Annotated in this window: 10 protein-coding genes; 6 read left to right on the forward strand and 4 right to left on the reverse strand. The window is 70.6% G+C overall.

Annotation, left to right across the window (positions count from 1 at the left end; translation table 11 throughout):
- Positions 1–10: 10 nt before the first annotated feature.
- Positions 11–1660 carry an ABC transporter substrate-binding protein gene (locus DEI97_RS05390; protein ID WP_111076199.1) on the reverse strand — a complete coding sequence of 550 codons (1650 nt, stop codon included), beginning with the start codon at positions 1658–1660 and terminating at the stop codon, positions 11–13.
- Positions 1661–1692: 32 nt separating this feature from the next.
- Between DEI97_RS05390 and DEI97_RS05395 the strand changes: the two genes are divergently transcribed.
- Positions 1693–2292, forward strand: a complete 600-nt coding sequence (locus DEI97_RS05395) for a TetR/AcrR family transcriptional regulator (RefSeq protein ID WP_181439361.1) — start codon at positions 1693–1695, stop codon at positions 2290–2292.
- Positions 2293–2364: 72 nt separating this feature from the next.
- Positions 2365–3258, forward strand: coding sequence for a hypothetical protein (locus DEI97_RS05400; protein ID WP_111076200.1), 894 nt, complete (start codon positions 2365–2367; stop codon positions 3256–3258).
- Between the two features lie 18 nt (positions 3259–3276).
- Here the strand turns inward: DEI97_RS05400 and DEI97_RS05405 are convergent, their stop codons facing one another.
- A complete protein-coding gene (locus tag DEI97_RS05405) occupies positions 3277–4350 on the reverse strand; it encodes a cation diffusion facilitator family transporter (protein WP_111076201.1) in 1074 nt (357 codons plus the stop codon).
- Positions 4351–4604: 254 nt separating this feature from the next.
- Between DEI97_RS05405 and ileS the strand changes: the two genes are divergently transcribed.
- Genes ileS through ndk form a run of 4 tightly spaced genes read left to right on the forward strand, consistent with a single transcriptional unit; the run spans position 4605 to position 10238 of the window.
- Complete coding sequence (gene ileS / locus DEI97_RS05410; RefSeq protein WP_181439362.1) at positions 4605–7886, forward strand: isoleucine--tRNA ligase; 3282 nt, start codon at positions 4605–4607, stop codon at positions 7884–7886.
- Complete coding sequence (locus DEI97_RS05415; RefSeq protein WP_111076202.1) at positions 7883–9370, forward strand: bifunctional folylpolyglutamate synthase/dihydrofolate synthase; 1488 nt, start codon at positions 7883–7885, stop codon at positions 9368–9370. The genes ileS and DEI97_RS05415 overlap by 4 nt, the downstream gene beginning before the upstream one ends.
- Complete coding sequence (locus DEI97_RS05420; protein ID WP_146248243.1) at positions 9367–9783, forward strand: DUF4233 domain-containing protein; 417 nt, start codon at positions 9367–9369, stop codon at positions 9781–9783. The genes DEI97_RS05415 and DEI97_RS05420 overlap by 4 nt, the downstream gene beginning before the upstream one ends.
- Before the next feature lie 35 nt (positions 9784–9818).
- The gene (gene ndk, locus DEI97_RS05425; protein ID WP_111076204.1) at positions 9819–10238 is read left to right on the forward strand and encodes a nucleoside-diphosphate kinase; all 420 of its coding nucleotides are present in this window, start codon (positions 9819–9821) and stop codon (positions 10236–10238) included.
- An 84-nt stretch (positions 10239–10322) separates the two neighbouring features.
- Here ndk and DEI97_RS05430 read toward each other — a convergent pair whose 3' ends face one another.
- Together DEI97_RS05430 and DEI97_RS05435 are read right to left on the reverse strand one after the other, a co-directional pair.
- Positions 10323–11183 carry a DsbA family protein gene (locus DEI97_RS05430; protein ID WP_111076205.1) on the reverse strand — a complete coding sequence of 287 codons (861 nt, stop codon included), beginning with the start codon at positions 11181–11183 and terminating at the stop codon, positions 10323–10325.
- Between the two features lie 145 nt (positions 11184–11328).
- Positions 11329–11934, reverse strand: a complete 606-nt coding sequence (locus DEI97_RS05435; RefSeq protein ID WP_111076206.1) for a vitamin K epoxide reductase family protein — start codon at positions 11932–11934, stop codon at positions 11329–11331.
- Between the last annotated feature and the right edge of the window lie 263 nt (positions 11935–12197).

Consider the following 12197-nt stretch of genomic DNA (forward strand, 5'->3'; position numbering starts at 1 on the left):
CACCGGAGGGTCAGCGGGCGAGCCAGGCGGTCCCGAACCACGGCGTCGAGACCGACGTGGTCGAGATGCCGTGCACGGCCGAGCGGTACAGGAAGTGGTTCTGCTGGTCGTAGAGCGGCAGGACGGTCCGGCTCTCGAGGATCGTCTGCTGTGCCTGCTCGACCAGGTCGGCGCGCTCGGCGGAGTCCGCGGTCTGCGCGGCTCGCTCGAGCAGCCGGTCGAGTGCCGGGTCGTCGAGCTGGGCGAGGTTCGCGAAGTAGCCCGACGGCGCCGGCGTGATCGACGCGGAGTCGTAGAGGATGCGGAGGACGTCCGGGCCGACCTTCGTGTAGGGCGCGCTGACGACGTCGTACTGGTTCTTCGCCAGCGCGGCGTACCAGCTGGACAGGTCGAGTTCTTCGAGCTTGACCGAGATCCCGACCTTCGCCTCGGACGCCTGGATCTGCTGGAACAGGCTGCGCTCGGCCGGGACCGACTGGTTCGTCGAGACCGGGAAGGTGACGGTGAGGGGCTTGCCGTCCTTCTCGCGCACGCCGTCGCCGTTCTCCTTCCACCCGGCGGCGTCGAGCAGGCGCTCGGCTTCCGACGGGTCGTACCCGAAGAGCGCCTTGTCCGAGTACGAGGTCGGTTCGACGCTCGACAGCACGGAGTACGAGCGCTTCGCGGTGCCGAGGAACAGCGACTTCAGTCCGGGGTCGATCTCGGCCGCGGCGATGAAGGCCTTGCGGACGGACTCGTCCTGGAACACCCCGTGACCGGAGTTCAGCTCGAGCCGGTTCGACGCACCGGGGCGGGGCGCGTCGAGGTCGCGGATCGCGGCCTTCGACGACGCCGCCTTGAGCTGGTCGGGCTGTGCGTTGTCGATGACGTCGACCTGCCCGGACTGCAGCGCCGCGTAGCGGGAGGTCGAGTCCGGCAGGAAGCGCCAGGTCAGCCCGTCGAGGCGGGGCTTCGTGGTCGAGCCGCCGAGCGGCGTGTAGTCGGCGTTCTTCGTCAGGGTGACGCGGTCGCCGTGCTTCCAGTCGGTGACCCGGAACGGGCCGGTGCCGACGGGGGACTCGCAGTTCGTGGCCTGCTTGCGCTGCAGCGCCTTCGGTGACTCCATGCCGACCCAGGGCTGCGAGAACGACTCGAGCAACGCGGCGTCGGGGCGGCTCAGCGACAGGGTGACCGTCCGGTCGTCGGTGGCCGTGGCCTTCGCGATCGACTGCAGGGCGAGGTAGCCGGTGCTGGACGCGGTCGCCGGGTCCTGCACGTGCTCGATGTTCGCCACGACCGCCGCGGCATCGAAGGGGGTGCCGTCGGTGAAGGTCACGTCGTCACGGAGCGTGAAGGTGAGGGTCTTGCCGTCGTCGCTCGTGGACCACTTCGTGGCGAGTTCCGGCGTCGGCTTGCCGTCGTCGAGCCCGACCAGTTCCTCGATGTACTGGGTCGCGAGCAGCGCCTGCGGGTAGTTGCCGCCGACGTGCGGGTCGAGGCAGGTCGGCTCGGCGTCGCCGGACGCGTAGGTCAGGGTGCCGCCACGCACCGGGGTGCTGCTGTCGCCGGGGGCGCCACCGCCCGAGCACGCCGCGACGGCCAGGAGGATCGTGGCCGCGCTGGCGACGCCGGTCACGATGCGCCGCAGCGCCGGGCTTTTCTGTACTGGGTCCAAGATCATGGCTCGGCTAGCCTAGCGCTTTACTGGGGGGCATGGACGAACCCACCCGCCGAGGCGGTCGACCGCGCCGATCGAGTGCCGAGGTGCTCGCGGACGCCGCCGCCGAGCTCTTCCTCGAGCAGGGCTACACCAAGACGACGGTGGACCACATCGCCGCCCGCGCCGGGGTCAGCCGCGCCACCTTCTTCAACTACTTCGCCGCGAAGTCCGACGTGATGTGGCTCGACCTCGACGCCGCGGTGGCCGACCTGCCGCAGCACCTGGCGACCTCTGCCGAGTCGAGTGTCGTCCGCGCGGTCGAGGACGCCCTGCTCGCCGCGGCCCGCGCCCACGACCCGGACCGGGTGCCGTGGGCGATCGCGCAGGCCGAGGTGATGGACGTCGGCGCCGAACTCGTCGCGAGCGTCGCCACCCGGGTCACCGCGCAGCACCAGGCGGTCGCGTCCTTCGTGGCCGGGCGGACCGGGGAGCACCCGGGGTCGCTCTGGCCGCAGACCGTGGCCGGCGCGATGCTCGGGGCGGCGGCCGCGGCGTTCGGGGTCTGGGTGACGGACGGCGTCGGTCGGCGTCCACTCGTCGAGTACGTCGGTGCCGCGTTGACGCCCGTCGTCGCGGGGCTCGACGCGCGCTGACCCGCTGCCGGTCCGCTGGTAGGTTCTGGGTGCGCCGTCCGAGGGGGACGGCCACCGACTCCAGGGGGAACCGTGCCCGACACACCCGATCAGCAGCAGCCGTCGTCGTCCGGAACGGGTGGGCCGGACCCGGAGCGCCACGAGGGTGATGCCGCCCAGGCCCCGGAGTACCCGGCCCAGGCGCCGCAGGACGCCGCAGCACCGGCACCGGAGTACCCGACACAGGCACCCCAGGACGCCGCTGCGCCAGCACCGGAGTACCCGCAGCAGCAGCAGCCGCAGTACCCGGCCGGCCAGGCACCGCAGTTCCCGGGGCAGCCCGGCGGCCAGCAGGCGCCGCAGGACAGTGGCCAGCCGCCGCAGTTCGGTGGCCAGCAGCCCCAGTTCGGTGGCCAGCAGCCCCAGTTCGGTGGCCAGCCGCCCCAGTTCGGCGGCCAGCCCCCGCAGTACCCCGCCGGCGCGGCCGGCCCCCAGGGTCAGCAGCCCTGGCAGGGCGGCGGTGCACCGATGATGCAGCCCGGCGGTGCCGCCGCGTACGGTGGTCGCCCGCAGCAGCCCCGCGGCCGTCGGGTCCTGGTGGCGGTCGTCGGCATCGTGGCGTTCCTCGTCGCCGGTGCCCTGGTGCGCTGGGGTCTGTCCTCGTTCGGCGGTCCGTCGAAGCAGGAGCTCGTCGACGAGGGCGTCAAGAAGATCACCGAGCAGACGACCTTCCCGAAGCAGGTCGACGCGATCACGACCTGGACCGGGGTCGACGCCGAGGACGACGCGATCCACTACCGCTACAGCGTCGCCGCCGACCCGACCGCGATCTCCGAGCGGGCGATCCGCAGCTCGGTGCTGTCGAACCTCTGCTCGACGACGGCGACGCGGGACATCCTCGAGGAGGACATCGCGATGCGGTACTCCTACGTCTTCCCCGGCTCCGACAAGACGGTCGACCTCGAGTTCACCGAAGCCGACTGCTGATCGACCCCCGCGGCCCGGTCAGGCGCGGAGGGTCCCCGCGCCGCCCGCCGCGACGTCCTCGACGGTCCCGTCCTTGACGACCTCGGGGATCTCGTCCCCGGTCGGCACCAGGACCGCCGCACCCGGCACGGACAACGTGAGCACGGCCTCCTCGACGTACTGGCTGTCCTCGAGCGACTGCTCGATCTTCCGCAGCCGGCCGGCGACGTGCTCCTCGGTGTCGTTGCCGACCAGGTCGACCGCCGCGACCATGTAGACACGCGACGGGCCGACGAACTCCAGGTGCAGGTAGCTGACGCTCTCGACCTGGTCGCGGGCGAGCAGCTCGACGAGCACGGCGTCCTCGAGCTCGGGCGACGTGCTCTCACCGAGCAGGAACCGGCGGTTGCGGTCGATGAGGACGATCGCGACGACGCCGAGCAGCAGGCCGACGGCGATCGACCCGATGGCGTCGAACACGGCGAGGCCCGTGACCTGGTGCAGGAAGACACCGAGGAACGCGATCACCAGGCCGATGAGCGCGGCGGCGTCCTCGGCGAACACCGCTCGGAGCGTCGGGTTCGACGACTGCAGCACGTGGCGGAGGACCGGCACCCGGCGCTTCGTCGCGGCCCCGTGCGCCTGCCGGAAGGCCTGCAGGAAGCTCGTGCCCTCGAGCAGGAACGACACCCCGAGCACGATGTAGTTGAGCAGGACGTCCTCGGCCGGTCCGGTGTCCCCGAGCTCGGTGATGCCGTGGTAGATCGACACGATCGCACCCGCGGTGAAGAGCCCGAACGCGGCGAACATCGACCAGATGTAGGTCTCCCGGCCGTAGCCGAGCGGGTGCCGGGCATCGCGCTTCCGGGCGCCCCGCCGTTCGGCGATGAGCAGGAACACCTCGTTGCCGGTGTCGGCCCACGAGTGCGCGGCCTCGGCCACCATCGAGGCGGACCCGGTGAGCATCGCTGCGACGGACTTCGCGACGGCGACGAGCAGGTTCGCGCCGAACGCGATGAGGACGGTGAGCAGGGACTCCGGCTTCTGTTCCGAGCTGGAGGACGAGGCGTCCGGAGTGGTCTCCGGAGCCTCGGATGACGTCGACGAGGGCATCGCTCCAGCATGCTCTCGTCCGGTAGAGTCGGGTGCACAGGCATCGATCCGGCCATCACCGGGGAGCCATCCGGAAGAACGCGGCACCCGACGGGGGTCGTCAGTAGAACCGGACGGGTTCGGGACCGTCACCATCCCCGACGCAGAGTGGTCACGAACAGGCGGTCGCGCCGGTCCGAGGCAAGCGAGGTGGTACCGCGGAGCGCAGGCTCCGTCCTCGTGGTCCAGTTCCACCGACCTCCAGGAGCCATCCGGTGCGTTACCCCCTGAACCGCGATCCCGCGAACGAGCCGTCGAACGGTGCGGACGGTGTCTCCCCGTCCCCGTCCTTCCCCGCGGTCGAGGACGGCATCCTCGCCTTCTGGAAGGGCGACGACACCTTCCGCGCCTCGATCGCGCAGCGCGAGGGCTCGGACGAGTGGACCTTCTACGACGGCCCGCCGTTCGCCAACGGCCTGCCGCACTACGGGCACCTGCTGACCGGCTACGCCAAGGACGTCTTCCCGCGCTACCAGACCATGCGCGGCAAGCAGGTGCACCGCCGCTTCGGGTGGGACACGCACGGCCTGCCCGCTGAACTCGAGGCGATGCGGCAGCTCGGCATCACCGAGAAGCACGAGATCGACGCCATGGGCATCGACGTGTTCAACGCCGCCGCCAAGAAGTCCGTCCTGCAGTACACCGACGACTGGCAGCGGTACGTCACCCGCCAGGCGCGCTGGGTCGACTTCGAGGACGACTACAAGACCCTCGACGTCACCTTCATGGAGAGCGTCCTCTGGGCGTGGAAGACCCTGTGGGACAAGGGCCTGGCGTACGAGGGCTTCCGGGTCCTGCCGTACTGCTGGAACGACCAGACCCCGCTGTCGAACCACGAGCTGCGGATGGACGACGACGTCTACAAGACGCGTCAGGACCAGTCCGTCACCGTCGCGTTCCCGCTGACGGGCGCCCGGGCAGACGAGCTCGGCCTGGCCGGCGTGCGCGCCCTCGCCTGGACGACGACGCCGTGGACCCTGCCGACGAACGCGGCGCTCGCGGTCGGTCCGGAGATCGCCTACGCGGTCGTGCCGGCCGGGCCGGGAGGCGCGGCGGACGGTGGCAGCGCCGGTTCGGCGCAGTACCTGCTCGCGTCCGACACCGTGGCCGCGCACGCGAAGGACCTCGGGTACGCGTCGGCCGAGGAGGCCGTCGAGGCCGTCACCCGCACGGTCGCGGGCCGGGAGCTCGACGGCGTCACCTACGAGCGCCTGTTCGACTTCTTGGCTGAGACCGAGGGCATGGAGAACGGCTGGAAGCTCCTGGTCGCCGAGTACGTCGAGACCGGCGAGGGCACCGGCATCGTGCACCAGGCCCCGGCCTACGGTGCCGACGACCAAGAGGTCTGCGCGGCCGCGGGCATCCCCGTGGTGCTCTCGCTCGACGACGGCGGCGTCTTCACGTCCCAGTTCGGCGAGGTCGCCGGCATGCTCTGGTCGGACGCGAACAAGCCGCTGACGAAGGCCGTGCGCGACGCCGGACGTCTGCTCCGCCAGGCGTCCTACGAGCACAGCTACCCGCACTGCTGGCGCTGCCGCAAGCCCCTCATCTACAAGGCCGTGTCGTCGTGGTTCGTCCGCGTGACCGAGCTGCGCGACCGCATGGGCGAGCTCAACCAGGACGTCAACTGGGTGCCGGACAACGTCAAGGACGGCCAGTTCGGCAAGTGGGTCGGCAACGCCATCGACTGGTCGGTGTCCCGCAACCGGTACTTCGGCACGCCGATCCCGGTCTGGGTCTCCGACGACCCGGAGCACCCCCGTACCGATGTCTACGGCTCGCTCGCGGAGATCGAGCGTGACTTCGGTCGCCTGCCGCTGAACGCCGAGGGCCAGGTCGACCTGCACCGCCCGTTCATCGACGACCTGACCCGCCCGAACCCGGACGACCCCACCGGGCAGTCCACGATGCGCCGGATCACCGACGTGTTCGACGTGTGGTTCGACTCCGGGTCGATGCCGTACGCCCAGGTGCACTACCCGTTCGAGAACGCCGAGTGGTTCGACGCCCACAGCCCGGCCGACTTCATCGTCGAGTACATCGGGCAGACGCGCGGCTGGTTCTACGTCATGCACGTGCTCTCCACCGCACTGTTCGACCGGCCGGCGTTCACGAACGTCATCAGCCACGGCATCGTGCTCGGCTCCGACGGTCAGAAGATGTCGAAGAGCCTGCGGAACTACCCGGACGTGTCCGAGGTCTTCGACCGCGACGGAGCCGACGCCATGCGCTGGTTCCTGATGTCGTCGTCGGTGATCCGCGGCGGCAACCTCGTCGTCACCGAAGAGGGCATCCGCCAGGGCGTCCGCGAGTTCCTGCTGCCGCTGTGGTCGACGTACTACTTCTTCACCCTCTACGCGAACGCCTCGGGCGCCGAGGGGTACCAGGCGAGCCGCAGCACGGCGAGCACCGACGTGCTCGACCGGTACCTGCTCGCGAAGACCCGGGTCCTCGTCGCGGACGTCACGACGCACCTCGACGCGCTCGACACCCCGCTGGCCGCCCAGGCGATCCGCGACTTCGCCGACGTGCTCACGAACTGGTACGTCCGCCGGTCGCGCGACAAGTTCTGGGCGGGCGCCGAGTCGTCCGCAGAGGCGACGGCCGCGTTCGACACGCTGTTCACGGTCCTCGAGACACTCGCCCGGGTGTCGGCGCCGCTGGCGCCCCTCGTCACGGAGGAGGTCTGGAAGGGCCTGACCGGCGACCGCAGTGTGCACCTGACCGACTGGCCGGACGCCGCTGAGTTCCCCGCCGACGACGCTCTGGTCGCGGCGATGGACCGCGTGCGCGACGTCGCCTCGAAGGGGCTCGCACTCCGCAAGTCGACCGGCAAGCGGGTCCGCCTGCCGCTGGCGACCCTGACGCTCGTCGTGCCGGACCCCGCCGCGGTCGAGCCGTTCGCGGACATCCTCCGCGACGAGCTCAACGTGAAGCAGGTCGTCCTCGAGGAGCAGGCCGAGGAGTCACTGGCGCAGTACGGCATCGAGCGGAAGCTCACCGTCAACGCCCGTGCCGCCGGCCCCCGCATCGGCAAGGCCGTGCAGCAGGTGATCCCGGCCGCCAAGAAGGGCGACTGGGTGGCGACCGAGACCGGCGTCACCGTCGGCGGCATCGACCTGGTCGAGGGCGAGTACACCCTCGACCTCACGGTCGCGGACGCGGCGACGGCCGTGGCGTTCCTGGACGGCGGCGGCTTCGTCGTCCTCGACACCGTCACGACGCCCGAGCTCGAGGCCGAGGGCCTGGCCCGCGACGTCGTCCGCGCCGTGCAGCAGGCCCGCCGTGACGCCGGACTCGACGTCGGCGACCGCATCGCCCTGACGCTCCGGGTCTCGACCGCCGCCGCCGACGCGGTGCGCGAGCACGACCAGCTGATCGCCGGGGAGACCCTGGCGACGACGATCGACGTCGTCGCGACCGACTTCGGCGCGGACGACCCCGCGACCGAGGTCGGCGACGACGCGAAGGTGTCCGTGGAGGTGGCACGCGCATGAGCGACAGCAACGAGTACGACGCGCACGACGACGACATGGCACCCGACGACACGGACGACCTCGCCCCCGACGGGGTCGAGATCCCCGTCGGCCCGGCCGGCGACACCGCCCCCGGCGACGCCCTGCCCTACGGCGGTGACGACGACGAGGTCAAGCGCGTCGAGGCCGCCCTGTACGCCCGGATCGGCGAGCAGTCGCCCGAGCACCGCCTGACCGCGACCCGCCGTGCCGTCGAGCTGCTCGGCGACCCGCACCTGGCGTACCCGGTCATCCACATCACCGGCACGAACGGCAAGACCTCGACGGCCCGGATGACCGAGAGCATCGTCCGCGCCCACGGCCTGCGCACCGGCCTGATGACCAGCCCGCACCTGGTGTCGATCCGGGAGCGCATCGTCATCGACGGCGAGCCCATCGAGTCGAGCCGCCTCGTCGAGAACTGGGACGACATCACCCCGATCCTCGAGATGACCGACGCCGAGCTCACCGCGAAGGGCGAGCTGCCGCTGACGTTCTTCGAAGCGCTGACCGTCCTGGCGCTCGCGTGCTTCGCCGAGGCGCCCGTCGACGTCGCCGTGATCGAGGTCGGCATGGGCGGCGAGTGGGACTCCACCAACGTCGTGCAGAGCCAGGTGCAGGTCTTCACCCCGATCGCGATCGACCACGCGAAGCAGCTCGGCAACACCGTCGCCGAGATCGCCCGGACGAAGTCGGGCATCGTGAAGCCGTCCTCGTCCGTGGTGTCGAGCGCGCAGACGCCCGAGGCCCTCGCCGAACTCGAGCGGGCCGCCGAACTCACCGAGTCGACCCTCGCGGTCGAGGGCACGGCCTTCCGGGTCACGAGCGACACCCCGGCCGTCGGCGGACAGCTCGTCAGCGTGCAGGGCATCGCCGGCACCTACGACGACCTGTTCGTGCCGCTGTTCGGCGCACACCAGGCCCACAACGCGGCCGTCGCCATCGCCGCCGTCGAGTCGTTCCTCGGCCGCGGCAGCCAGGCCCTCGACGAGGACGTGCTCAGCGAGGGGCTCGCGAACGCCACGAGCCCGGGTCGTCTGCAGCCGATCGCGACCGGGCCGACCGTCGTGGTCGACGCGGCGCACAACCCGCACGGCGCGAAGGCCCTCGCCGACGCGCTGCCGGTGGCGTTCCCGTCCGACCACGTCGTCGGCGTCGTCGGGATCCTCCGCGACAAGGACGCCCGCGGGTTCGTCCGCGCCCTGAAGGACACCGTCGCCACGTTCGTCGTGACGCAGCCGCCGGGTGAGCGGGCGCTCGACGCCGACGAGTTCGCCCGGGTCGTCGTGGACGAGGTCGGCAACGACCGGGTCGTCGTCGAGCCGTCGCTCGCCGGTGCCCTCCAGGAGGCCCGTGACCTGGCCGACGACGCCGACGCCGAGGACGCGATGGTCCTGGTCGCCGGCTCGATCGTCATGGTCGGCGCCGTGATGGAACTCGTGCACCGGGAAGGCGGGTCGAAGTGACGGACGCAGGACGGGCCTCCCGGCCGCCGCGCGCACCCCGGATGCGACGTCCGCGTCGCGACCGTGGGGCGCGCGAGAGCCTGCTGTCGATCACCCTGGTGCTCGAGGCGATCATGTTCTTCTTCCCGATGCTCGTCGTCTTCGGCAAGCACACCCTGCCGGCCGGGCTGGCCTTCGGCGGCGGGATCGCGGCGATCGTGATCCTGGCCCTCGCGTCCCGTCTGACCGGTTCCCGGGCCGGTGTATGGTTCGGGTGGCTGCTGCAGGCGGCCATCCTCGCCACCGGGTTCATCGAGCCCTTCATGGTCGCGGTGGGCGTGGTGTTCCTGGCGCTGTGGGTGTTCTGCTTCGTCAAGGGCGGTCAGCTCGACCGCCAGAACGCCGCCCGCCGAGCCGCACTCGGCGAGGACTGACCCACCACCACCCCCGAACCGCAGGGAGTCCCGCTGTGTCCGAACTCGAAGAGACCCTCGTCCTCGTCAAGCCCGACGGCGTCGCCCGCCAGCTCACCGGTGAGATCCTCCGCCGGATCGAGGCCAAGGGCTACGAGATCGTCGACCTGAAGATGCTGACCGCGCCGCGCGACCTGCTCGACAGCCACTACGAAGAGCACCAGGGCAAGCCGTTCTTCGAGCCGCTCGTCGAGTTCATGCAGTCCGGTCCGGTCGTCGCCGTCCGCGTGGCGGGCAACGGCGTCATCGCCGGGTTCCGTTCGCTCGCCGGCACCACCGACCCGACCTCCGCCGCGCCGGGCACCATCCGTGGTGACCTGGGCCGCGATTGGGGCCTCAAGGTCCAGCAGAACCTGGTGCACGGCTCCGACTCCACCGAGTCCGCCGCGCGCGAGCTCGGCCTCTGGTTCGCCTGAGCTGAGCTACTTCGACTGAGCCGAGTCGCAACGACGAAGGCCCCCGCACTCGAGAGTGCGGGGGCCTTCGTCGTTGTCCGGTGGCTACTTGCCGCCGTTCTGCTCCACGAAGGAGGCGAACGACTGCGCGTCGGACCAGGCGTTGGTGCCGGTGCCGTTGTACTGCTTGCCGTTGACGATGACGGTCGGCGTACCGGTCAGCTTCGGCAGGTCGGAGTTGGCGAGCGGCTGGGTCAGGACGCGGTTCGTGGCGTCACCGACCCAGGCGGCGAACTTCTGGTCGGTGATGCAGGACTGCACCTTCGCGTTCGTCGCGCCGGCCTTCTTCGCGATCTTGGCCAGCTCGTCGTTCGTCAGACCGCGGGTGTTCTCCGACGGCTGGTTCGCGTAGAAGGCGCTGTTGACGTCGAGGAAGGCCTCGGGGTCGTAGTTCGCGACGCAGGCGGCCGCGGCGGCCGAGCGGGTCGAGTACTTCGAGCCGAGCGAGGAGCGGTCGAGCAGGTTGAACGGGTGCACCTCGAGGGTGGCGGTGCCGTCCTTGACCCACTGCTTGATCTGGGTCATGTTGCCCGTCTCGAACTGGTTGCAGATCGGGCACATGTAGTCCTCGTACACGGTGATGTTCGCGACCGAGTCGTCCTGCTTCGTCGCCGTCGGCTTGCCGCCCTCGGGGATCGCCTTCGTCTCGACGGGGACGATCTTGCCGCTCTTCCCCGTGAGCAGGATGCCGTCGCTCGCCATGTTCTTCGGTCCGGGCCCGACGGGCTGGATCGAGTTCGCGACCACGAGCACGACGATCGCGACGACCGCAAGGGCGCCGACGATGATGCCGCTGATCAGGAACGTCTTGTTCCGTCGGCGGCGGGCCTGCTCCTTCTGGCGGGCCTCGCGGGCACGCTCGCGCGCGGCGTTGCGGCGCGCCTTCTTGCTCTCGTTGTCGCTCATCGGGAACGAGCGTAACGGCTCCGACCGTCGGGACCGGGTCCCTGCGCTGGGAAGACCCCAGGAATCAGGTGACACGTCACCGCGGAGGCGCGCCCGGCGCGGCCTGTGCGTGGTGCGTGCGCGGTCCGCGCGTGAGCGCAGACGGTCAGAGCGTGCTGAGGAGCAGCGGGAACTTGACCAGGATCGTCACGATGATGAACAGGATGTTCGCCAGCGGGATCGCCCAGCAGAACGGCAGGAGCGCGCGGCCCACCCGACGTGCGCCGGCGCCGAACGGCAGGTTGCCCTTCGCCAGGTTCCAGACCGTGGACACCCAGAACAGCGGGATCGTCATGGCCCAGACGAGCATGCACCAGAGGCAGAGGTACCCGATGAACCAGACGGTCTGCGTGAACAGCCAGGTGACGAAGACCCAGGCCAGGAACAGGCCGGCGTTGAAGAGGACCCAGAACCACTTCGTCCCGCGGAAGCCCGCCAGCAGCGCGACACCGACGGCGATCGGCGCGACGAAGCCCATCATGCCGAGCAGCGGGTTCGGGAAGCCGAACAGGTGCCCCTGCCACGTCGTCATGACGTTCGAGCAGTTGAGGAACGGACTGACGTCACACGTCAGTACCTTCTGTGGGTTCTCGTACTTCGCGAACTCGTCCACCACCAGGTTGAAGGCGGCGAACAGCCCGACGGCACCCGTCACGATCAGCAGGATCGCGACGGCGACGGGACGGCGGGGAGCAACAGACGTCGAACTCACGGCGTCATCTTCGCACGGGCCTCCCGGCGTTCTCCCTGACCGCGTGCGATGATGGGGGAGTCACCCGGCCGATCCGGGTGACGACGAGAACTTGCCGGGCCACCGCCCGGACGTGATGGTGCTGTGACAGAGCACCGTGACCGGACGACGCGTCACCTCCGACGCCGAGCCGCCGTGAGCCGGGTGCCCACGACGACCGGGCGCGGACGAGACGCCGATCGGTCACTGACAGCAGCGAGCGCGGGGGCGGAGTCGCCGCCCGC

The organism is Curtobacterium sp. MCLR17_032 (assembly GCF_003234795.2).
Lineage (GTDB): Bacteria > Actinomycetota > Actinomycetes > Actinomycetales > Microbacteriaceae > Curtobacterium.